Annotated in this window: 18 protein-coding genes and 1 tRNA gene; 10 read left to right on the plus strand and 9 right to left on the minus strand. The window is 73.3% G+C overall.

All coding sequences use genetic code 11. The features are described from left to right. The first annotated feature begins 2 nt into the window (after window positions 1–2). Entirely contained in the window at window positions 3–656 is a 654-nt protein-coding gene (locus NYO98_RS01260; RefSeq protein ID WP_268109704.1) for a cobalamin B12-binding domain-containing protein, read from the plus strand. Window positions 657–940: 284 nt separating this feature from the next. On the opposite strand, the gene NYO98_RS01265 is transcribed toward NYO98_RS01260, so the two are convergent. Further along, entirely contained in the window at window positions 941–1432 is a 492-nt protein-coding gene (locus NYO98_RS01265) for a YajQ family cyclic di-GMP-binding protein (protein ID WP_230441655.1), read from the minus strand. A 96-nt stretch (window positions 1433–1528) separates the two neighbouring features. Here NYO98_RS01265 and NYO98_RS01270 point away from each other — a divergent pair. The 4 genes from NYO98_RS01270 to NYO98_RS01285 all read left to right on the plus strand — a co-directional run bounded on the left by NYO98_RS01270 (window position 1529) and on the right by NYO98_RS01285 (window position 5237). Beyond that, window positions 1529–1610 (plus strand) — tRNA-Tyr (locus NYO98_RS01270). A gap of 81 nt (window positions 1611–1691) precedes the next feature. Beyond that, window positions 1692–2936 carry an AGE family epimerase/isomerase gene (locus tag NYO98_RS01275; protein WP_268109705.1) on the plus strand — a complete coding sequence of 415 codons (1245 nt, stop codon included), beginning with the start codon at window positions 1692–1694 and terminating at the stop codon, window positions 2934–2936. Window positions 2937–2943: 7 nt separating this feature from the next. After that, the gene (locus NYO98_RS01280; protein WP_268109706.1) at window positions 2944–3900 is read left to right on the plus strand and encodes a carbohydrate kinase family protein; all 957 of its coding nucleotides are present in this window, start codon (window positions 2944–2946) and stop codon (window positions 3898–3900) included. Next, entirely contained in the window at window positions 3897–5237 is a 1341-nt protein-coding gene (locus tag NYO98_RS01285; protein ID WP_268109707.1) for an MFS transporter, read from the plus strand. The genes NYO98_RS01280 and NYO98_RS01285 overlap by 4 nt, the downstream gene beginning before the upstream one ends. On the opposite strand, the gene NYO98_RS01290 is transcribed toward NYO98_RS01285, so the two are convergent. From NYO98_RS01290 to NYO98_RS01310, 5 genes are all read right to left on the minus strand, one after another. Next, a complete protein-coding gene (locus tag NYO98_RS01290; RefSeq protein ID WP_268109708.1) occupies window positions 5234–5497 on the minus strand; it encodes a hypothetical protein in 264 nt (87 codons plus the stop codon). The genes NYO98_RS01285 and NYO98_RS01290 overlap by 4 nt on opposite strands. A gap of 69 nt (window positions 5498–5566) precedes the next feature. Further along, window positions 5567–6259, minus strand: a complete 693-nt coding sequence (locus NYO98_RS01295; protein WP_268109709.1) for a histidine phosphatase family protein — start codon at window positions 6257–6259, stop codon at window positions 5567–5569. A 30-nt stretch (window positions 6260–6289) separates the two neighbouring features. Then, window positions 6290–7198: a phosphodiesterase gene (locus tag NYO98_RS01300; protein ID WP_268109710.1), complete on the minus strand. Its 909-nt coding sequence runs from the start codon at window positions 7196–7198 to the stop codon at window positions 6290–6292. A 25-nt stretch (window positions 7199–7223) separates the two neighbouring features. Beyond that, window positions 7224–8444, minus strand: a complete 1221-nt coding sequence (gene fahA, locus NYO98_RS01305) for a fumarylacetoacetase (RefSeq protein WP_268109711.1) — start codon at window positions 8442–8444, stop codon at window positions 7224–7226. Further along, complete coding sequence (locus tag NYO98_RS01310; protein WP_268109712.1) at window positions 8441–9262, minus strand: hypothetical protein; 822 nt, start codon at window positions 9260–9262, stop codon at window positions 8441–8443. The genes fahA and NYO98_RS01310 overlap by 4 nt, the downstream gene beginning before the upstream one ends. A 65-nt stretch (window positions 9263–9327) precedes the next feature. Here NYO98_RS01310 and NYO98_RS01315 point away from each other — a divergent pair, with 65 nt between their 5' ends. The 3 genes from NYO98_RS01315 to NYO98_RS01325 are packed head-to-tail and all read left to right on the plus strand — an operon-like array spanning window position 9328 to window position 13860. Beyond that, window positions 9328–10548 (plus strand): homogentisate 1,2-dioxygenase, encoded by a 1221-nt coding sequence (locus NYO98_RS01315; protein WP_268109713.1) that lies wholly within the window; start codon window positions 9328–9330, stop codon window positions 10546–10548. A gap of 53 nt (window positions 10549–10601) precedes the next feature. Then, a complete protein-coding gene (gene zwf / locus NYO98_RS01320; protein WP_268109714.1) occupies window positions 10602–12017 on the plus strand; it encodes a glucose-6-phosphate dehydrogenase in 1416 nt (471 codons plus the stop codon). Then, window positions 12007–13860: a glycoside hydrolase family 15 protein gene (locus tag NYO98_RS01325; protein WP_268109715.1), complete on the plus strand. Its 1854-nt coding sequence runs from the start codon at window positions 12007–12009 to the stop codon at window positions 13858–13860. The genes zwf and NYO98_RS01325 overlap by 11 nt, the downstream gene beginning before the upstream one ends. 121 nt (window positions 13861–13981) lie before the next feature. Here NYO98_RS01325 and NYO98_RS01330 read toward each other — a convergent pair whose 3' ends face one another. From NYO98_RS01330 to nemA, 3 genes are read right to left on the minus strand one after another with little or no spacing between them, the layout of a single operon-like run. After that, complete coding sequence (locus NYO98_RS01330; protein ID WP_268109716.1) at window positions 13982–15907, minus strand: ABC transporter ATP-binding protein; 1926 nt, start codon at window positions 15905–15907, stop codon at window positions 13982–13984. After that, the gene (locus NYO98_RS01335) at window positions 15904–17787 is read right to left on the minus strand and encodes an ABC transporter ATP-binding protein (protein ID WP_268109717.1); all 1884 of its coding nucleotides are present in this window, start codon (window positions 17785–17787) and stop codon (window positions 15904–15906) included. Before NYO98_RS01335 ends, NYO98_RS01330 begins: the two co-directional genes overlap by 4 nt. A 57-nt stretch (window positions 17788–17844) precedes the next feature. After that, entirely contained in the window at window positions 17845–18939 is a 1095-nt protein-coding gene (nemA, locus tag NYO98_RS01340; RefSeq protein ID WP_268109718.1) for an N-ethylmaleimide reductase, read from the minus strand. A 132-nt stretch (window positions 18940–19071) separates the two neighbouring features. On the opposite strand from nemA, the gene NYO98_RS01345 reads away from it, so the two are divergent. Together NYO98_RS01345 and NYO98_RS01350 are read left to right on the plus strand one after the other, a co-directional pair. Then, a complete protein-coding gene (locus tag NYO98_RS01345; protein ID WP_268109720.1) occupies window positions 19072–20013 on the plus strand; it encodes a pirin family protein in 942 nt (313 codons plus the stop codon). A gap of 87 nt (window positions 20014–20100) precedes the next feature. Continuing rightward, window positions 20101–21768 (plus strand): MFS transporter, encoded by a 1668-nt coding sequence (locus tag NYO98_RS01350; RefSeq protein ID WP_268109721.1) that lies wholly within the window; start codon window positions 20101–20103, stop codon window positions 21766–21768. Window positions 21769–21775: the final 7 nt, after the last annotated feature.

The following is a 21775-nucleotide window of genomic DNA, read 5'->3' on the forward strand; positions in this document are numbered from 1 at the left end:
CTGTGACCATCACGACGACCTCCGACGAGCTCTGGGCCGCCGTCGAGACCTTCGACGCCGAGGCCGCGGAGATCGCCATCGCCAGGCTGCTGTGGGACGTGCCGCTGTCCGGCGCCGTGACCGGCGTGGTGCTGCCCTTCCTGCAGGAGGTCGGTGACCGGTGGGAGGCAGGCACGATCTCGGTCGCCCACGAGCACTTCGTCAGCGACATGCTCCGGCGCACGCTGACGGCGCTCGCCGCGGTGCCCCCGGCCCCGCTCCTCCGGGACGCCACGGCGGTCGCGCCCGTCGTCCTCCTCGCGTGCCCGCCGGGGGAGCGGCACGACATGGTGCTGCTGTGCGTGGCGCTGATGCTGCGCGAACGTGGCGTGCGGGCGCGCTTCCTCGGCGCCGACACCCCTGTCCCGGCCATCCTCACCGCCGCGCGCGGCACCGGGGCGGACGCGGTCGTGCTCGCGGCGACGCGACCCACGATGTTCACGTCCCACGCCTCGGCGCTGCGCAAGCTGGCGGCCGACCACCCGCTGTACGCCGCCGGGCGGGGCGCCGACGAGCAGACCCTCACCGAGATCGGGGCGCTGCCGCTGCCCGCCGATCCGGTCCGGGCGGTCGTCGAGCTCGTCGGCGCGCTGAGCGCGCGTAGCCGCGACTGGTGAGTCGCTGAGCCCCGCCAGCCCCCCAGGCCTGACGGGGCTCGGACCCCATCCCCACGTCCTGCCATGACGGTACGCCTGCAACCGGCGTCCGGTAAGGGCAGGCGCACGACTCCACCGCTGAGGGTGGGAGCGGTCTGGACCGCCGGCGGCGATGTGAAGCGAGTCACAAAGACTTTGCCTTCGGTGGGTCCGGTCCTCGTGCCTACACTCGTCCCTGACCCCGGTCGCTCAACCCCCGTGAGCGATCGGGGTCGCTCATTCCCCGGCTGCGCCGGGATCGCGCGTCAGCGGTAGTTGGTGAACTGCACCGCGAAGTCGTAGTCCTGGGACTTCACCAGCTGCTGGACGGCCTGCAGGTCGTCGCGCTTCTTCGACGACACCCGCAGCTCCTCGCCCTGCACCTGCGCCTTGACGCCCTTGGGGCCCTCGTCGCGGATGAGCTTGGAGATCTTCTTGGCGTCCTCGGAGGTGATGCCCTCCTTGAGCGCGATGTCGATCTTGGACACCTGGCCGGACTGGCGCGGCTCGGACGCGTCGAGGATCTTGAGGCTCTGGTTGCGCTTGATCAGCTTGTCCTGGAAGACACTGAGCACGGCGCTGGCCCGGTCGTCGGCGGAGGCGGTGATCTCGATCGCCTTCTCACCCTTCCACTCGATGGACGCCCCGGTGCCCTTGAAGTCGAAGCGGGTGGCGATCTCGCGAGCCGCCTGGCTGAGCGCGTTGTCGACCTCCTGGCGGTCCAGCTTGCTCACGATGTCGAAGCTCGAGTCAGCCATGGTTGTGCCTCCTGAGGGGCTGGTCGGGGGGCCTGCAGGAGCGTGCCCCGGCGATTCGTGGTGAGGTGCGTGCCTTGCTATTGTTCCGCACGGCCCGGCAGGTTGCCCGAGCGGCCAAAGGGAGCTGACTGTAAATCAGCCGGCATTGCCTACAGAGGTTCGAATCCTCTACCTGCCACTGGACGCAGTCCAGTCACGAGACCCCCGCCCTGCGCGGGGGTCTCGTGCGTTCGTGGGCCGTCGCTGCTTGACTGCCGAGGTGACCACGCCTGCGCCCCCGACCGACGACTGGCTCGACGGCGAGTGCCGTCGCCTGCTCACCTTCGGCCGCCGGATCATCCACCCGGCCGGCGGTGCCGCGTGGCTCGACGACGACGGCACGCCGGACCTCGCCCGTCCGGTCCACACGTGGATCACCTGCCGCACCGTCCACGTCTTCGGCATCGGTGCCCTCCTCGGCCACGAGGGCGCCGCGTCGATCGCGACGGCTGCGCTGCACGGTCTGCGCACCACGTTGCACGACGACGAGGACGGCGGCTGGTTCACCGCGGTCGCAGGAGACGGGGCGCCCGTCGGCACCGTGAAGTCCTGCTACGACCACGCCTTCGTGATGCTCGCCGGCTCGACCGCCGTCGCGGCCGGGCTCCCGGGCGCGGACGCGTTCCTCTCGGACGCGACCGACGTCTTCGCCCACCGCTTCTGGGACGAGGAGCGCGGGCGCGTCGTCGACGAGTGGGACCGGGCATGGACGGCGCCCGCTCCCTACCGCGGGCTCAACTCCACGATGCACTCGCTCGAGGCGATGCTCGCCGTCGGCGACGTGACCGGTGACGTCGTGTGGCACGCCAGGGCTGCCCGGCTGGCCGGGCTGGTGCTCGAGCTCGCGCCGTCGTACGACGGCCGGCTGCCCGAGCACTTCGGCCCGGACTGGTCGGTCGACCTCGAGCTCAACCGCGACCGGCCCGACGACCCCTTCAAGCCCTACGGCGCGACCGTCGGCCACGGCCTGGAGTGGTCGCGCCTGCTGCTGCACCTCGAGGCCACCCTCGGCGAGGCGGCGCCGGCCGGGCTGCTCGACACCTCGCGCCTGCTGTTCGAGCGCGCCGTCGCCGACGGCTGGCACGCCGACGGCGCGCCCGGCTTCGTCTACACGACCGACTGGGAGGGCCGGCCCGTCGTGCGCCAGCGGATGCACTGGGTGGTCGCCGAGGCCATCGCGGCCGCCGCTGCGCTGCACCGCCGCACCGGCGAGGAGGCCTACGCCGAGCAGTACGCCGAGTGGTGGGCCTACGCCCGTGACCACCTGGTCGACCGCGAACGGGGGTCGTGGCACCACGAGCTCGACGCCGCCAACCGCCCGCAGGCCAGCGTCTGGGCCGGCAAGCCCGACCTCTACCACGCGGTGCAGGCGACCCTCCTCCCGCGCCTGCCCCTCGCACCCAGCCTGGCCTCTTGTCTCGCCCGTCCGGCCGCGATGCCGGACGGTCCCGGGGCACCGGCATGATGGGGGCATGACCGACGCGCAGCCCCTGATCCTCGTCGTCGGCGAGGCGCTCGTCGACGTGGTGCCCGGCCCCGACGGCACGACCCGCGACCACCCGGGCGGCAGCCCGGCCAACGTCGCGATCACCCTCGGCCGCCTCGGGCGCGACGTACGCCTCGTGACGCTGCTCGGCGACGACGAGCGCGGGGCCGCCGTGCGCGCGTGGCTCGAGGCGAGCGAGGTCGCCGTGCTCGCGGGTCCCACCGCCTCGGGACGTACGTCGACCGCGGCGGTGACGCTCGACGACGCGGGCGCCGCCACCTACGACTTCGACCTCGACTGGCACCTCGACTCGGTGCCCGAGGGCCCGTGCGACGTGCTCCACGTGGGCTCGATCGCCACCGTGCTCGACCCGGGCGCCGACACGGTGCTCGAGACGTTCCGCGCCCACCGGGGACGGGCGCTGCTCTCGCTCGACCCCAACGCGCGCCCGGCGATCACCCCGGACCGCACCGGCCCCGTCGCGCGCGTCGAGGAGCTCGTCGCGCTCGCCGACGTGGTCAAGGTGAGCGACGAGGACCTCGCGTGGCTCCACCCCGACGACGACCCCGTCGCGACCGCCACCCGGTGGGCCGACGCCGGACCGGGCCTGGTCGTGGTCACGCGTGGCGGCGCCGGCGCGGTCGCCGTACGCCCCGGTGGGACCGTGCTCGACGTGCCCGGCGTGCCGGTCACCGTGGCCGACACCGTCGGTGCGGGCGACACCTTCAGCGGCGTCCTGGTCGACGCCCTGCTCGCACACGGCGTGCACGGTGCGGCAGCCGCCGACACCCTCCGCGCGCTGACCGACCGCGCCCTGCTCGGGGTCGTCACCACCGCCGCCGTGGGCGCGGCGATCAACGTCTCCCGTCCCGGCGCCGACCCGCCGACGCGGGCCGAGCTCTCCGCAGCGCTCGGCGTGGACCACGAAGCCGGGCAGGAGTGATCGCGGAGCAGATCCACGACATCGGCAAGCGGCGGGCCTGGGTCATCTGGCTGGTCTCGCTGTCCGTCTACGTGCTGGCCGTCTTCAACCGCAGCTCGCTCGGTGTCGCGGGGATCATCGCGTCTGAGCGCTTCCACATCAGCGCCACCAGCCTGGCGACGTTCACGGTGCTCCAGCTCGTCGTCTACGCCGGCATGCAGGTGCCGGTGGGGGTCCTGCTGGACCGCTACGGGTCGCGAGCCATGCTGCTCGCCGGTCTGGTGCTGATGAGCGCGGGCCAGCTGGCCTTCGCCTTCACGACCTCCTTCGGCGGGGCCGTCGCGGCCCGCGCGGTCGTGGGCGCGGGCGACGCGATGATCTTCGTGAGCGTGATCCGGCTCGTCACCATCTGGTTCCTGGTGCGGCAGGCGCCGATGGTCACCCAGCTCACCGGCCTGACCGGGCAGCTCGGCGCGATCGCCGCGGCCGGCCCGCTGTCGTACCTCCTCCACGAGCTGGGCTGGACGCGCACCTTCGCGCTGGCCTCCAGCATCGGCGTCGTGCTGCTGGTCGCCGTCGTCGCGCTCGTCAAGGACTCGCCCTACCGCCGCGACACGGTGGTCGCGATCAAGCTCCGGGCGCTCGCCCAGTCGGTGCGCACGGTGTGGGGCAACCCCGGCACGCGGCTGGGGATGTGGTCCCACTTCTCCTCCCAGTTCTCCGTCACGGTCTTCACGCTGCTGTGGGGCTACCCCTTCCTCGTGCAGGGCCTCGGGTGGTCCTCCGCCGAGGCGAGCACGCTGCTGATGGCGATGACCGCGTGGGCGGTGGTGAGCGGGCTGGTGCTGGCGCGACTTGTGGGCCGGCTGCCCTACTACCGCTCCTGGATCGTGGTCGGCGTCGTGCTGACGATGGTGGTGCCCTGGACCGGGGTGCTGCTGTGGCCGGGCGCCGCCCCGACGTGGCTGGTGGTCGTCATGGCGTTCGCGACGGCCAGCGGCGGGCCGGCGTCGATGGTCGGCTTCGACCTCGCCCGCTCGTTCACGCCCCCGCACGAGACGGGCCGTGCCAACGGGCTGGTCAACATCGGCGGCTTCACCGCCTCGCTGCTGACGATGGCCCTGATCGGCGTCGTCCTCGACCTGTCGTCCACGGGCGGCATGGAGTCCTACACGCTCGGCGACTTCAAGCTCGCGATGTCCGTGCAGTACGTCTTCTGGACGCTCGGGGTCGTGCAGACCCTGCGTTACCGACGCCGCGGGCTGGCCCACCTCGCCCGGGTCCACCCCGGCTCGGTCGAGCAGATGCGGGCCGGCCACCCGTTCGTGCACCCCGGCATCGGCACGGAGGGCGTCTAGCTCGTCGGCGCCAGCGGGTCGTCCGGGAGGTCCTCGGGCTTCACGACCGCGGGATCGACGAACTGGTGCCCGTCGCCCATGAAGGTGTGGACGAAGCCGCACCGGATGCAGATCACGCCGTCGGCCGAGCGGTTCATCCAGTCGAGGTCGAAGAACGTCATCCCCGTCGTCGTCATCTTCACCTCGCGCCGCGCGAACATCAGGCCGCCACACACGTGGCAGGCGAGGAAGGACTGGGTCGGGCGGATGTAGACGTGCACGGGACCTCCGGTCGTGGGTGGGGCCCGAGCCTAGGGCGCGACGGCGGGTGGGCGCCGGAGGAGCCGCCCTCAGCCGATCTCGCCGTCCCCGTCGGGGTCGAGGTCGCCGGTGGGGTCCTCGGCGGTGGGGTCCTCGAGGCTGAGCCCGTCGGTGGCGCCGCCGACCGGGTGGCCCTGCCACGACACCATCTCCCAGCCGGACTCGTGGTCGCCCTCCAGCACGATGAGCGCGGTGTTGTGCAGCGGCTGGGTCGCGGGCGGGGCGTCGGGGTGCGGGGCCATGCGGGTCGAGACCCAGGTGCGGAGCGCGGCGCCGTGGCTGACGACCAGCGCGGCATCGTGGCCGGCCTCGACGATGGTGCGCACGGCCGCGTCGTAGCGGGCGAGGAACTCCTCACCGGTCTCGCCGCCCGGCATCCGGTGGGTGAGGTCGCCCTCGAGCCAGGTCGCGACGGCCCCGATGTAGCCGGCGACCGCGTCGTGGTCGCTGCGCATCTCGAAGTCGCCCGCGTCGATCTCCTGCAGCCCGTCGAGCTGGACCGGCTCGAGGCCGCGGTGCTCGGCGGTGGGGGCCGCGGTCTGGTGGGTGCGCACCCGGCTGGAGACGTAGATGGCGTCGAGGTGCTCGTCGGCGATCGCCCTCGCCGCCGCCGCGGCCTGGGCGCGACCGAGGTCGGTGAGGTCGAGGCCGGGGTGGGCGGTGTCGAGCTCGCCCGAGACGTTGGCGTGGGTCTGGCCGTGGCGCATGAGCAGGAGTCGCAAGGGAGGGTCCTCTGTGCGGGCTGGTCGGGGCTAGTCGTTGAAGGGCGAGGTCTTGCTGGAGGCGAGCTCGCGGGCCTGCTCCAGCGGGACGTCCTCCAGTGCCTCGGCGATGTCGGAGCCGACGTGGCTGACCTCGGTGCCGCGCTCGAGCAGCACCTGGGTGTGGACGAGGCGGTCGTCGTAGGCGTGGACCATCGTGAAGCCCTGGCCGGCGTCGACGCCCGAGACGAAACGGTCGACCGGCGCGGGGTCGATGGTGTAGCAGCTGGCCGCGGTCACCGAGACCGGTACGCCGGCGAACGTCGACCACGTCGGCAGGTGGAGGTGCCCGGCCAGGATGCCGCGCACGTCGGTGCCGGTGATGACCTCGGCGAGCGCCTGCTGGTCGTGCAGCTCGATCAGCTCGGCGGCGCGGATCATCGGGAGGGGGAGCGGCGGGTGGTGCATCGCCAGGAGCGTGCCGTGCTCGGCGGGGGTGGCGAGGACGTCGGCCAGCCAGGCCAGCTGCTCGGGGAGCAGCTCGCCGTGGTGGTAGCCCGGCACGCTGGTGTCGAGGGCGACGATCCGCAGGCCGTCGACCTCGTGGACGCGGTCCTGGCAACCGGCGTCGTCGGAGTCGAAGAGGGCCTTGGCGAAGGGCGCGCGCTCGTCGTGGTTGCCCATCGTCCAGACGACCGTCGCGCCGATGCCGGCGGCGAAGGGCTCCACGATCGAGCGGAGCGTGTCGTACGCGTCGGGCTCGGCGCGGTCGGCCAGGTCGCCCGTGAAGACGATCGCCTGCGGGGCCGGGCGCACCGCCGCCAGCCGGTCGAGCGTGCGGCGGAGGTTGGCGTCGTTGTCGATGACGCCGTAGTGGAGGCCACCGCCCCCGATCAGGTGCGGGTCGCTGAGGTGGGCGACGACGTGCCGCGGTGCGGCGTACTGGCCGAGCTGCTTCACGGGGAGCAGCCTAGGACCCGCACGGTCAGCGGGCCGGCAGGATCCGGCCGGTGACCTCGCCGAGGGTGAGGCGGCCCCCGCCGGTGCCGGGCGCGGAGTAGCGCAGCGTCACCTCGTCGCCGTCCTCGAGGAACGTGCGCTCACGCCCGCCCGCGGTGAACGGCTCCTTGCCGCCCCAGCTGAGCTCGAGCAGCGACCCGCGCTGGTCCGGCTCGGCGCCCGAGATCGTGCCGGAGGCCCACAGGTCGCCGGTGCGCAGGCTGGCGCCGTTGACGGTGGTGTGGGCCAGCATCTGGGCCGGCGACCAGTACATGGTGCGGTAGGGCGGACGAGCCACCACCTCGCCGTCGAGCACCACCTCCACCTCGATGTCGATGCCAGCGGGTCCGTCGACGCGCAGGTAGTCGAGCACCGGCGGGTCGTCCTGGCCGGGCAGGTCGGTCCAGGCTGCCTGCAGGGCCGCCAGCGGGGTGACCCACGCGCTGATCGAGGTCGCGAACGACTTGCCGAGGAACGGGCCGAGCGGGACGTACTCCCACGCCTGGATGTCGCGCGCCGACCAGTCGTTGAGCCCTACGACGCCGAACGTGTGCCGCGCGAAGTCGGCCGTGGCGACCCGCTCGCCCATCGCGGACGGGACTCCGACGACGAAGCCGAGCTCGGCCTCGATGTCGAGGCGCTGCGAGGGGCCGTAGGTGGGGAGCTCGTCGGTCGGCGCCTTGCGCTGGCCGCACGGACGCACGACGTCGGTGCCGGACACGACGACCGTGCCGGAGCGTCCGTGGTAACCGACGGGGAGGTTCTTCCAGTTGGGCAGCAGCGGCTCGGAGTCCGGCCGGAACATCCGGCCGACGTTGGAGGCGTGGTGCTCGGAGGCGTAGAAGTCGACGTAGTCGCCGACCGTGAACGGCAGCAGCATCGTCACCGAGTCGAGGGGCGCGAGTGCGGGCTCGACGAGGTCGCGCTCGGTCTGGTCGGTGAGCAGGCCCGTCACCCACGCCCGGGTGGACTCCCACACGGCCGGACCCGCCGCCATGAACGGGTTGAGGGTGGGCTGGTCGAACAGCTCGTGGGTGTCGACCATGTCGGCGGCCGCGACGATGCTCAGGTCGAGCACCTGGTCACCGATGCGCACCGCCACGCGGGGGCGCTCGCCGGAGCGCGCGAACACGCCGTAGGGCAGGTGGTCGACGTCGAAGCCGGAGCCCGCGGCTCCCTCGACCCAGCTCGAGGTGGTGGGGGTCATGGCTTCTCCAGGAGTCCGAGGGCGAGCAGGTCGTCGAGGGGCTCGGTCACCGAGCACGAGCCGAAGGAGGTGAACCAGCGTCGCGCGCCGGCGACGTCGGTGCGGGCCAGCGCCGCGCCGTCGCGCTCCTCGAGCACGGTGGTCGCGTCGGCGACGGAGCCGCCGTCCCAGAGCGACTGGGTGGCGGCCAGCACGTTGAGGAACCCGTGGGCGCCGCCGCCCTCGGGGTCGTGGCGCACCGCCCGGTGCAGGCCGGCGGTGGCCTTGAAGCGGCACTCGCGGTCGAGCGCCGCGTCGATCCAGGTCGCCACGGTCGCGGCGTCCGGAACGAGGTCGTGGTCCACGTGGCCGAGCCGCAGCTTGAGCCGGTGGTCGCAGGCGGCGACCTCGTCAGCGGCGGCCAGCCAGGCCGGGGTCGCCGGTCCGGGGACCTCGATGTGGACCGGGACGCGGAGGTCGGCCGCGCGCACGGCCGCGTCGATCCGGCGCACGTTGCCCACCGGGTCGTCGGCGTCGCGCACCGCCACCTCGAGCCCGGCGAGCCGGAGGCCCTTGCGCGCGGCGAGCCCGGCCACCCCCTCGACGGCCCCGGCGCCGCTGGTCAGCACGACCGAGACCGGCACGTCGGCGGGCACCGACCCGAGGGCCGTGTCCGGGACGACGAACGAGCCGACCAGGCCGGCCCACCACTCCCCGGACCGGTCGGCGTACGCGCCGAAGGCGTCGGCGAGGTCGGCGTCGCCGGGCGGGAAGACGGCCGCGTCGTCGACGAGACCGCGCCAGTCGGTGGGAATCGTGGGTGCAGGAGTCGGAGCCACGGGTCTACTCTAGCCACCAGATAGCGGACGCCAGCGTCCGATAATCGAATGATTGGATCGCACCGATGGCCTACTACCGAGCACTCGGCCGCCTGCCGCGCCAGCGCCACACCCAGCTGCGGGACGGCGACGGCCACCTCTTCCGCGAGGAGCTGATGGGCGAGGAGGGCTTCTCGTCCGACTCCTCGCTGCTCTACCGCCGGGGGGTGCCGAGCGCCATCACCGACAGCCGGGTCTGGGAGCTGGCCGACCAGTCGCGCACGCCCAACCACCCGCTCAAGCCGCGCCACCTCAAGCTTCACGACCTGGAGACCGGCACCTGCCCGGTCGAGGGCCGCCGCCTGGTACTCGGCAACAACGACGTCCGCATCGCGTACGTCGTGACCGGCACCGACCCCTCGCCGCTCTACCGCAACGCCATCGGCGACGAGTGCGTCTTCGTCGAGTCCGGCAGCGGCACGGTCGAGACCGTCTTCGGCGTCGTCCCCTACCGCGCCGGCGACTACGTCGTGATCCCGCGCGCGACCGACCACCGCTGGGTTCCGGCCGAGCCGTCGAGGCTCTACGCGATCGAGGCCAACAGCCACATCCACCCGCCCAAGCGCTACCTGTCGCGCTTCGGCCAGCTGCTGGAGCACGCGCCCTACTGCGAGCGCGACCTCCACGGCCCTGCCGAGACGTTCCAGGTCGAGGGCACGGACGTCGAGGTGCTGGTCAAGCACCGCGCTGCCGGTCGGGTCGTCGGCTCCCGGCTGACCTACGCGACCCACCCGTTCGACGTGGTCGGCTGGGACGGCTGCCTCTACCCCTACACGTTCAACATCGAGGACTACATGCCGATCACCGGCAAGGTCCACCAGCCGCCGCCGGTGCACCAGGTCTTCGAGGGCTGGAACTTCGTGATCTGCAACTTCCTGCCCCGCAAGGTCGACTACCACGACCTCGCCATCCCGGTGCCCTATTACCACTCCAACGTCGACTCCGACGAGGTCATGTTCTACGTCGGCGGCGACTACGAGGCCCGCAAGGGGTCGGGGATCGGCATCGGCTCGATCAGCCTGCACCCCGGCGGCCACGCGCACGGCCCGCAGCCCAGCGCGATCGAGGCCAGCCTGGGCGTCCAGTACTTCGACGAGTCCGCCGTCATGGTCGACACGTTCGCCCCGCTCGAGCTGGGTGAGGGAGGGCTCGCGGTGGAGGACCCGGCGTACGCCTGGACCTGGGCCGGTCGCGGCCCGGGCACCGACGGGGACGACGGCGGGCCGGCGGTGTACAGCAACAGCTGAGGCCGGCGTCGGGCTCGCGACCACTCCTTCGGGTGGTCGTTAGCGTGGCCGGCATGACCACCGCTGACCTGCCCGCCTGTGTCTTCCTGCTGTTCGGCGCCCGCGGCGACCTCGCAGCGCGCAAGCTGTTCCCGGGGCTCTACCGCCTCGCGGCGGCGGGCAGGCTGCCCCAGGACTACGCGGTCATCGGCAGCGGTCGCCACTCGCCCGGCTCCGACGACGACTTCCGCGACGAGGTGCGCAAGGGGCTGCGCGACGCGGTCGACGACCTCGACGAGGACGTCGCGCGCGACCTCCTCGACCGGCTGTCGTTCCAGACGTCCGACGCCGACGACGGCGCCGACCTCGCGGCCCGGGTGCGGGAGGTGGAGGAGCGGCTCGGCGACGACGTGCTGAGGCTCGTCTACCTGTCGGTGCCGCCGACCGCGATGGCGGGGATGATCGCCATGCTCGGGCGCGAGGGGCTGAGCGAGCGGGCCCGCCTGGTGATCGAGAAGCCGTTCGGCCTCGACCTCCCGTCGTTCGAGGAGCTCGACCGCGACGTGCACGAGGTCTTCGACGAGGAGCAGGTCTTCCGCATCGACCATTTCATCGGCAAGGAGGCCGTGCAGAACGTCTTCGCCCTGCGCTTCGCCAACGCCCTCTTCGAGCCGGCGTGGAACCGGCACAGCATCTCCTCTGTGCAGGTCGACGTCCCCGAGACGCTGGCGATGGAGGGCCGCGGCTCGTTCTACGAGTCGACCGGCGCGCTGCGTGACATGGTCTCGACGCACCTCTTCCAGATCCTCGGCGCGGTCGCGCTGGAGGACCCGGGGGAGTGGTCCGCCCACGCCGTACGACGGGCGCGGGCCGCGGTGTTCGCCGACGTCCGCCCGCTCGACCCGGCGCGCGTGGTGCTGGGGCAGTACGACGGCTACCGCGACGAGGAGGACGTGGCCGAGGACTCCGACGTCGAGACCTTCGTGGCGCTCGAGGCCTGGGTCGACAACGACCGCTGGCGCGGCGTGCCGTTCCACCTCCGCACCGGCAAGGCGATGGCCGCGACCCGGCGCACCGTCACCCTCCGCTTCCGCGCCCCCGACTCGACGGTCTTCGGCGACGGCCTGGCGCGCGACGAGCTCGTCCTCGAGCTCACCGACGAGGCGAAGATCCACGTCGACCTCCTCGGCAAGCGACCGGGTCCGGAGATGGGGCTCGCGCCGGCCACGATGCGCCTCGACCTGGGCGAGGAGCTGCCGCACGACGAGCCGCTGGAGGCCTACGAGCGCCTGCTCCTCGACGTGCTCCACGACGACCACACGCTGTTCGCCCACGCCGACGAGACCCGGCGCCTGTGGGAGGTGTGCCAGCCGGTGCTCGACGACCGGCCGGCGCCCCTGCCGTACGACCGGGAGTCGTGGGGGCCGGCCGAGGCGCTCGACCTGCCCGCGGGCGGCTGGCGGCTCGGGAGCGGCGCGGATGGCGAGTGAGCCCGCGGGCGGCCCGGCCGCGCCCATCGCCGACCACGGCCTGATCGGCGACCTGCGCACGGCGGCCCTCGTCGCCACCGACGGCACCATCGACTGGTTCTGCCCCGGCCGCTTCGACGCCCCGAGCGTGTTCGCCTCGATCCTCGACCCCGACGGCGGGGCCTGGCGGTTGGGCCCGGACGACCCCGACGCCCGCAGCCAGCAGTACTACCACCCCGAGACCAACATCCTCGTCACCCGCTTCATGACCGATCACGGCGTGGTGGAGGTGCAGGACTTCATGCCCGTGCTGCGGGCCCACGACCCCGACCACCGCCAGCGCCTCGTACGCCGCGTGGTGGGCCTGCGCGGCTCGGTGGACCTCACCATGCACATGGCGCCCCGGCCCGACTACGGCGCCACCGACCCGGACCTCAGCGTCGAGGACGGCATCGTCCGCTTCGCCGACGGCGACGTCCACCTCGCCCTGTCCAGCACCGTCGACCTCGACGTGGCCGACCGCTCCGCGACGTCGCGGCTCGCGCTGCGGACGGGCGAGTCGGCGCTGTTCGTGCTGGAGGTCCTCGCGCCCGGAGAGCCCGCACTGGGGTGCGAGCGGTCGGACGTGAGGGAGCTGTTCGAGGCGACCGCCGCGTTCTGGCGCGGCTGGCTGGCGCAGTCGACGTACACCGGCCGGTGGCGCGAGTGGGTGGACCGCTCGGCGCTCACCCTCAAGCTGCTGTGCCACGAGCCCACCGGCGGCATCGTCGCCGCGCCGACCACGAGCCTGCCCGAGAGCATCGGCGGCAGCCGCAACTGGGACTACCGCTACGTGTGGGTCCGCGACGCCGCATTCAGCGTCTACGCCCTGCTCCGCCTCGGCTTCACCGACGAGGCGGCGGCGTTCGTCCGCTTCCTGTCCGAGCGGCTCGGCGAGGCGGCCGACGGTGCCGACGACGAGCTGGGTCCGCTGCGCGTGCTGTACGACCTCGACGGCGGGCTTCCGCACGAGCGCGAGCTCGACCACCTCGCCGGCTACCGCGGCTCCCGCCCCGTGCGGGTCGGCAACGGCGCGGTCGACCAGCTCCAGCTCGACGTCTACGGCGAAATCGTCGACTCGGTCTACCTCTTCGACAAGCACGGGCGCGGCATCAGCCACGACGCCTGGGGCGACCTGCGACGCATCGTGTCGTGGCTGATGGACAACTGGCAGCGACCCGACGCGGGCATGTGGGAGATCCGGTCCGAGCCACGCACCCACACGACCTCGCTGGTGATGAGCTGGGTGGCCGTCGAGCGGATGATGCGCGTGGCGCGCCGCCGCGGCCTGCCCGGCGACCTGACCGAGCTGGCCGCCACGCGCGACGAGATCTACGAGCGTGTGATGACCGCGTGCTGGAACGACGACCTGCGTGCGTTCACCGCCTTCGCGGACAGCGACGTGCTCGACGCCGGCGCGCTGCTGATGCCGATGGTGAAGATGCTCGCCCCCGACGACCCGCGCTTCCTCTCCACCCTCACCGCGATCGAGGAGCGGCTCGTCACCGACAGCCTCGTGCTGCGCTACGACCCCTGCGCGTTCGGCGACGGCGTGTCCACCGACGCCGGCGAGGACGGCGAGCCGGTGGAGGAGGGCACCTTCTCCCTCTGCTCGTTCTGGTACGTCGAGGCCCTGACGCGCGCGGGACGCCTCGCCGACGCCCGCCTGGCGCTGGAGAAGATGTTCACCTACGCCAACCACCTCGGCCAGTACGCCGAGCAGGTCGGGCTCAACGGCGAGCAGCTCGGCAACTTCCCCCAGGGCTTCACCCACCTCAGCCTGATCAGCGCCGTGATCAACCTCGACCGGAGCCTCGACGCCTGAGCGCCACGCAGGCGTCCGGACCTTCGCACCCGAGTTGCGTGCTTCTAGGTCGAGATCTGTACCTCGAAGCAGGGCGGTCACCGGATATCCGGTGACTCACGGGTCCCGGACCGCGTCGGGCTCAGGAGGTCCAGGCGTGCCAGAGGTCGGCGTACTCCCCGTCGAGGTCGAGCAGCTCGTCGTGGCTGCCGAGCTCGACGATGCGGCCGTCGAGGACCACGGCGATGCGGTCGGCGTCGTGGGCGGTGTGGAGGCGGTGGGCGATCGCGACGACGGTGCGGCCCTGCAGGAGGTTGTTCATCGATCCCTCGAGCGTGCGCGCGGTGCGCGGGTCGATGAGCGACGTCGCCTCGTCGAGCACCAGTGTGTGCGGGTCGGCGATGATCAGGCGGGCCAGCGCGACCTGCTGCGCCTGGGCGGGAGTGAGCGAGAAGCGTCCCGAGCCGATCATCGTGTCGAGACCTTCCGGCAGGCGCTCGATCCAGGACAGCCCGCCGACCGCGGCGAGCGCCTCGCGCACGGCGTCGTCGCTGGAGTCCTCGCGCGCCAGCACGACGTTGTCGCGCACGGTGCCGATGAACACGTGGTGCTCCTGGGTGACCAGCGCGACCTCGGTGCGCAGCACCTCCAGCGGCAGGTCGACGAGGTCCACGCCGCCGACGCGCGCCGAGCCGGTGCGGGGTCGGTTGATGCCCGACAGCAGCCGGCCGAGCGTCGACTTGCCCGAGCCGCTGGGCCCGACGACCGCCAGCCGCTCGCCGGTGCGCAGCCTCAGGTCGACGCCGTGCAGCACGTCGTGGCCCTCCCGGTAGGCGAAGCGGAGGTCGTCGGCCACCAGCTCGACGCCGTCCGGCAGCCGGTCGCCGGGCTCGCGGTCGGGCGGCACCTCGGCGATGCCGAGCAGGCGGCTGGTCGAGGCCGCGCCGACCTGCAGGCGGTCGACCTCGCCGATCACGGCGTCGAGCGGCTCGGCCAGCGCGACGACGTACAGCAGCGCGGCGGTGATCTGGCCCAGGTCCACCCACCCCTGGCTGTAGCCGTAGGCGCCCACGACCAGCGTGACGACCTGCGGCACCTGGAAGGCGCCGTTGAGCGCCGCGAAGAGCACGTTGCGCAGCGTCATGCCGTAGCGCTCGGCCTGCGCCGAGACGGCGATGTCGTCGGAGCCCGCCTGTACCCGGGCACGGGAGAGGCCGAGCGCCTCGACGGTGCGCGAGCCCTCGACGGTCTCGGTGAGGGTGGTGTTGATCCGGGAGTACGTGGCGCCCTCGGTGATGTACGCCTTCGGCGCGCGCCGCAGGTAGGTGCGGACCGCCGGCGTGCACAGCGCGAAGACCACGAGGGCCGGCACGGCCAGCACGAGCGAGTTGAGCATCATCGCCACGACCGACAGCACGACCGTCATCAGCGAGATCAGCAGGCGCGGCACGCCCCACTGCACCGAGCGCGCCATCGTGCCGACGTCGCGGGTGACGCGGGTGACGAGGTCGCCGGTGCTCGCTCCCTCGACGCGGCCCACGGGCAGCCGCAGGATCGTGCTCACCACGTGCTCGCGCGCGGAGGCCAGCAGGTCCTGCCCGAAGTACGTCGACGTCCGCTGGGCGCCGAAGGTGAACAGCGCCTGCAGCACGACGACGCCGACCACGGCCAGGGCGAGCGTCTGCAGACCGGTGGCCGCCGCACCCTCGGTGTCGACCCGGTTGACCAGTGCCCCGAGCAGGCGGGGGACGACCAGCGCGGAGCCGGCGGCGAGCGCGTTGAGGAGGACCAGCACCGCGAAGGAGCGCTTGCGGGTGCGCACCAGGTCGCCGAAGAAGGTGAGCACGGCCCGGTTGCCGGACACCGGCCAGCCGCGCACCGGGTTGCGGGAGGCGGCGTACACGTCCTCGGCCCGCTGCCGGCGCAGGTCGTGGCGCCGCCAGAGGGCACGGTTGCGCTCGCGCAGCCCGACGTGGCCCGGAGGCTCCAGCTCGGGCGGGACGACCGGCGGGTCGCCGGCGCGGTCGCGCCAGGTGTCGGCGGAGGTGGCGAGGAGGTCGGTTGTCATCGGGCCGGCTCCTGCTCGTCGAGCTCGCGGGTGACGACGCGCCGGTAGGTCTCGTCGCCGGCCAGCAGGTCGGCGTGGCGGCCCTCGGCGACCACGCTGCCGTCGTGGAGCAGCACGACGCGGTCGGCGTGGTGCAGCCAGAGGGGCGACACGGTCGTGACCACGGTCGTACGACCGCGGCGGGCGTCGGCGACGCGGGCCGCGATGCGGGCCTCGGTGTGCGCGTCGACCGCGGAGGTCGGCTCGACCAGGACGAGCACGGGTGCGTCGAAGGCGAGGGCGCGGGCGAGCACCACCCGCTGGCGCTGGCCGCCGGACAGTCCGCGTCCGCGCTCGTCGAGCTGGCCCTGCCATCCCTCGGGCAGCGCGTCGTAGACGTCCTCGGCGCTGGCGATGCGCAGCGCCTCCTCGGCTTGCTCGCGGGTCAGCCGGGCGTGCGGGTCGACGGCGTCCTGCAGGGTGCCGGCGAAGAGCTGGCTCGTCGCGTCGCTGACCAGCACCTGGCGGCGCACGTCGTCGAGGCGGGCGTGCGAGAGGTCGACGCCGCCGAGCGTGACGCCCCACTCGCGGCGCGCCCGCTCCTCGTCGACGGCCGCGATCCGGGCGCGCTCCTGCGCCCGCTCGGCCCTCGAGCGCCGGGCAGCGCGGCCCTTGGTGCCGGTCTCCTCGACCGAGGGAACCGGCTCGGTGTCGGCGGGCAGGTAGCGGCCGAGCCGGTCCGCGAGGGCCGCGCTCTGCTCCGGCACCGCGCTGACGACGACGGTGAGGATCCCGGGCTCCACGGTGAGACCGCTCGCCGCGTCGTGGAGCGGCGCGCTGCCGTCGAGGGAGACCGGGGCGGCCGGGTCACGCCACGGGGGGTGCTCCTCGAAGAGCGCGATCGCCCGGCGCGCGCTGACCAGCGACCGCACGGACTTCTGGGCGAACTCGAAGAACGTGCGGATCGGGCCGACCATGAACAGGCCGTAGCCGAGGAAGGTGATGAGCTGGCCGACGCTGAGCGTGCCGTCCTGCACCTGCTGGGTGCCGAGCCACACCAGGGCCACGAGGAAGATGCCCGAGAGCAGCACCCCGACGGCCTCGACGACGGCCTGCCAGATGCCGGCCGCGACGCCGGCCTCGCGGGCCGACTGCGACTGGCGGGCGTAGTTCGTGCCGAAGGTCTGCTCGCCGCCGATGCCGCGCAGGATGCGCAGGCCGGCCACGATGTCGGTGGCCAGCGAGGTGAGGTCGGACGTGCGCGCCCGCTCGAGCTGCTGCCGGCGGTGCAGCGGGCGCAGCAGCGGGAGCGCCGAGCCGACGAGGACCGGGGCCGCCAGGAGCGTCAGCAGGCCGAGCTGCCACGACATCGTCAGCACGATGAAGGCGACGGTGAGGTACGACGCCAGCTGGCCCAGCGCGCGCGCCAGGATCTCGCTGAGCGCGCCGAACTCGTCGGAGTCGCTCGAGGCCACGCTGAGCACCTCGCCGGTGGGCGATCGGCGCGGCAGGACGTGGCCCATCTGCGCCACCTTGCGGGTGACCATCTCGAGGGCGCCGTAGAGCGCCACCAGCCAGCTGCGCACCACGAGCGTGTGCGACACGACGCCGAAGACGCCGCCGATCACCACCACGAGGAGCAGCAGCGCCGCCCAGCCGACCAGCGCGGACTCGGAGCCGCCGACGATCCCCTCGTCGACCGCCCGGCCGAAGATCCACGGCCCCAGCGTCATCGGCAGGAACCACAGGGCGTAGCAGAGGGACGAGAGGGCGATCAGGCCCTTCTGGCGCCCGAGGATCCACCGCAGGAACGCCAGCGGCGACCGGGTGTCGGGATCCGGCGAGGGAGCGGCGTCCGTGCCCGTGAAGAACGTCGCGATCCGCGGTGGGTAGTCCTGCATGTCGTGTCGAACCCTAGGCGTCCGTGCCACGCCGGCACGAACCGATGGCGGGACGACTCAGGCGGCGCCGTACGCCGGGTAGTCGGTGTAGCCCTCCGCGTCGCCGCCGTAGAAGGTCTCGGGCCGTGGCGGGTTGAGGGGCAGGCCCTCGGCGAGACGGCGCGGCAGGTCGGGGTTCGCGATGAAGGAGCGACCGAAGGCCGCGGCGTCGATGAGCCCCGCGTCGAGCAGCCGCTCGGCCTTGGCCAGGTCGTAGCTCCCGGCCCCGACGATCGGACCGGAGTGGGCCGCGCGCAGGGCGCGACGGTAGTCGTCGTCGAGCGCCGGGCCGCCGGCCCAGTCCGGCTCGGACAGGTGCAGGAAGGCGAGGTCGCGGCGGCCGAGCTCGCCGGCGACGTACAGACCGGCCTCGGCGCCCTCGGGGTCCTCGGTCCCGTTGAACGAGCCGATCGGCGAGATCCGGATGGCGACGCGGTCGGCGGACCAGGCGTCGACGACGGCGTCCGTCACCTCGAGCATCAGGCGGGCGCGGTTGGCCAGCGAGCCGCCGTACTCGTCGGTGCGCAGGTTGCTGTCGGCCGCGAGGAACTGGTGCAGCAGGTAGCCGTGGGCGCCGTGGATCTCGACGAGGTCGAAGCCGGCCTCGCGGGCGTTCACGGTCGCGCGCCGGTAGTCCTCGAGGACCCGGGGGACCTCCTCGAGGCGGAGCGGTCGCGGGACCGGGCAGCTGACCCGGGTCGGACGGCCGTCCGCCCCCCGCACCGTCGTGCGGTTGCGGTACGGGCCGTCGCTGGCCGACACGGGGAGGTCACCCCCGTGGAACGACTCGTGGGAGACCCGGCCGACGTGCCACAGCTGGGCGGCGATCAGCCCACCGGCCTCGTGCACCGCGTCGGTGATGCGGCGCCAGCCGGCGACCTGCTCGTCGTCGTGGATGCCGGGGGTGTCCATGTAGCCCTTGCCCTCCGGGCTGATCTGCGTGCCCTCGGAGATGAGCAGGCCGGCACCCGCGCGCTGCACGTAGTACTCCCGCATCAGGTCGTTGGGCACGTCGCCCGGCGCCGTGGCACGCATCCGGGTGAGGGGAGCCATCAGCACGCGGTTGTCGGCGCGGACCGCGCCGAGGGACAGGGGGTCGAAGAGGGAGGGCACGACAGCCGCCAACCGCCACCGACCGTCCGTTGTTCCGGCATCCCGCCCGGAGGTGACCCGGGTCACCTCCGGGCCGTGCCCTGCGCGGCGACGCGGCTGCGCGCATTCACCCCTGCGGGTAGCGTGGCGGTGATGACCGACGTCGAGGTGCTCGCCCCGCGTGACGTCCCACTGGGAGGTCCGCGGGCCATGCGCGTACGACGGACCCTGCCGCAGCGCCACCGCTCGCTGATCGGCGCCTGGTGCTTCGTCGACCACTACGGACCCGACGAGGTCGACCGCACCGGCGGGATGGTCCTGCCGGCCCACCCGCACACCGGGCTGCAGACCGCCAGCTGGCTCTTCGGCGGCGAGCTCGAGCACCGCGACTCCGTCGGCAGCCTCGCCACCGTGCGTCCCGGCGAGCTCAACCTCATGACCGCCGGTCGCGGGATCAGCCACACCGAGGTCTCCACGCCGGGGACCACCCTGCTCCACGGCGCCCAGCTCTGGATCGCGCTGCCCGACGACAGCCGCCACGTCGAGCCCCGCTTCGAGCACTTCGCCCCCGACCCGGTCCGCGGACCGGGGTGGGAGGCCCGGGTCTTCATCGGCTCGCTCCTCGGTGCGTCCTCGCCCGTCGACGTGCACACGCCGCTGCTCGGCGCCGAGATCATGCTCGCCCCGGGCAAGAGCCTCGAGGTCGAGGTCGACCCGACCTTCGAGCACGGCGTGCTGCTCGACGTGGGCGCCCTCGACGTCGACGGCCAGGAGCTGGCGCCCAGCGACCTCGGCCACGTCCCGCACGGCAGGCCCACGATCACGCTGACCGCCCTGGAGGAGGCCCGGCTGCTGCTCCTCGGCGGCCCGCCCTTCGGCGAGCCGATCGTGATGTGGTGGAACTTCATCGGCCGCAGCCACGAGGAGATCGCCGGCTACCGCCGGGAGTGGCAGGACCAGATCACGGTGGAGGACGGGGACGTCGTCGCCGACGGCCGCGAGGTCGCCGAGGGGCGCTTCGGGACGGTCGACCTCGAGCTGCAGCCCATCCCCGCACCCGTCCTGCCCAACGTACGGCTCAAGGAACGGCACTGATCCTGCGGCCGATCTTCGGTCGTTCTTGACCGGAGTGCCCGATCTTCCCCCTCCCCTGCACGGACGTGGCGGACCTACAGTCGCGGAATGGGGGAGACCGTGCGGGCGCACCGCCTCTCCGACGCCGTCTCCGCCTTCACCAGCAACGCGCGCAACCACGACCTGCGCCGCGCCCAGCTGAGCTTCCTGGGCGCCTGGACCGCCGAGTGGGCGTTCACCGTGGCGCTCGGCATCGTGGCCTACCGCGACGGCGGGGCTGCCGCCGTGGGCCTGGTCGGGCTGGTCCGCATGCTGCCGTCCGCGATATGTGCGCCGCTGCTGTCGCCGTTCGCCGACCGGGGCCGCCGCGAGAAGGTGCTGGTCGTCGTGTCCACGGCGCGCGGGGTGGTGACCGCCGCGGCTGCCGTCGTCGCCGCCGCGGGTGGTGCGCCCGCGCTCATCTACGCGCTGGCGGTCCTGTCGACCGTCGCGGCCACGCTCTTCCGACCGGCACACTCCGCGCTGCTGCCGTCGCTGTGCCACACAGGTCACGAGCTCGCCAGCGCGAACGTCGTGCGCGGCATGCTCGACTCCGCCGCCACCCTCGTCGGGCCGCTGCTGGCCGCCGTGCTCCTGGAGGTCGCGGACGTCGACGTCGTGTTCGGGGTCGCGGCGGCCGCGTCGCTGTGGTCGGCGGCGCTGCTCCTCCGCCTCGACTACGACGCGCCGCCCCGTCCGCCCGCCACCGGCCGGCACCTCACCCGCGAGGTGGCCGAGGGGGTGCTCGCGGTGGCCCGCAACCGTGACGTCGCGCTGGTCCTGGGCCTGGCGTCGGCGCAGTCCTTCACGCGCGGGGCGCTCACCGTGTTCTCCGTCGTGGTGTCGATCGAGCTGCTGGGCCGCGGCGAGCCGGGGGCCGGGACCCTGATGACAGCCGTGGGCGTCGGCGCCGTCGTCGGCTCGCTCGCCGCGTCGCTCCTCGTGGGCACCCGACGGCTCGGAGCCTGGTTCGCCCTCGGCGTCACCCTGTGGGGCCTCCCGCTCGTGCTCCTCGGCCTCGTCCCCCGCGACCTGGCGGCGCTGTTCCTCATGGCCCTCATCGGCGGGGGCAACGCGCTCATCGACGTCGCCGGCTTCACGCTGCTCGGCCGGATGGCACCCGACGCGGTGCTGGCCCGCGTGTTCGGCGTCCTGGAGAGCCTCGTGGCGGTCTCGATCGGGGTCGGGGCGCTGGCGACGTCGTTCGCCGTGGACGCCTGGGGCGTGCGCCCGGCGCTCGTGGTGGTCGGGCTGGTCTGCCCCGTCCTGGCGGCCGCGTCGTGGTGGCGGCTCCGCGCGCTCGACCGCACCGTCGGCGTCCACGACGAGGAGGTGGCCCTGCTGCAACAGGTCCCGATGCTCCGCACGCTGCCGCTGCCGTCGGTCGAGCAGCTCGCCCGCGGGCTCCAGCCCCGGGAGGTGACGGCCGGCTCCCCGGTCTTCGAGCAGGGCGACGTCGGCGACCGCTACTACGTCGTGGAGTCGGGCGAGGTCGACGTGGTGGGCGACGGCCGGCTGCTGGCCACGCTCGGCGCCGGGGAGGGGTTCGGCGAGATAGCCCTGCTCCGGCACACCCCGCGCACCGCGTCGGTCGCCGCGCGCACCGACGTACGACTCCGCAGCCTCGACGCCGACTGCTTCCTGACCGCCGTCCTCGGCTACACCCCCAGCGCCAGGGAGGCGGCCATCGGCGTGGACCGGCTGCTCGAGCGCTACGACCCCGACCGCAGGAAGTGAGAGAGCC

The sequence above is a fragment of the Nocardioides pini genome, from assembly GCF_026712185.1.
GTDB classification, from domain to species: Bacteria; Actinomycetota; Actinomycetes; order Propionibacteriales; family Nocardioidaceae; genus Nocardioides; species Nocardioides pini.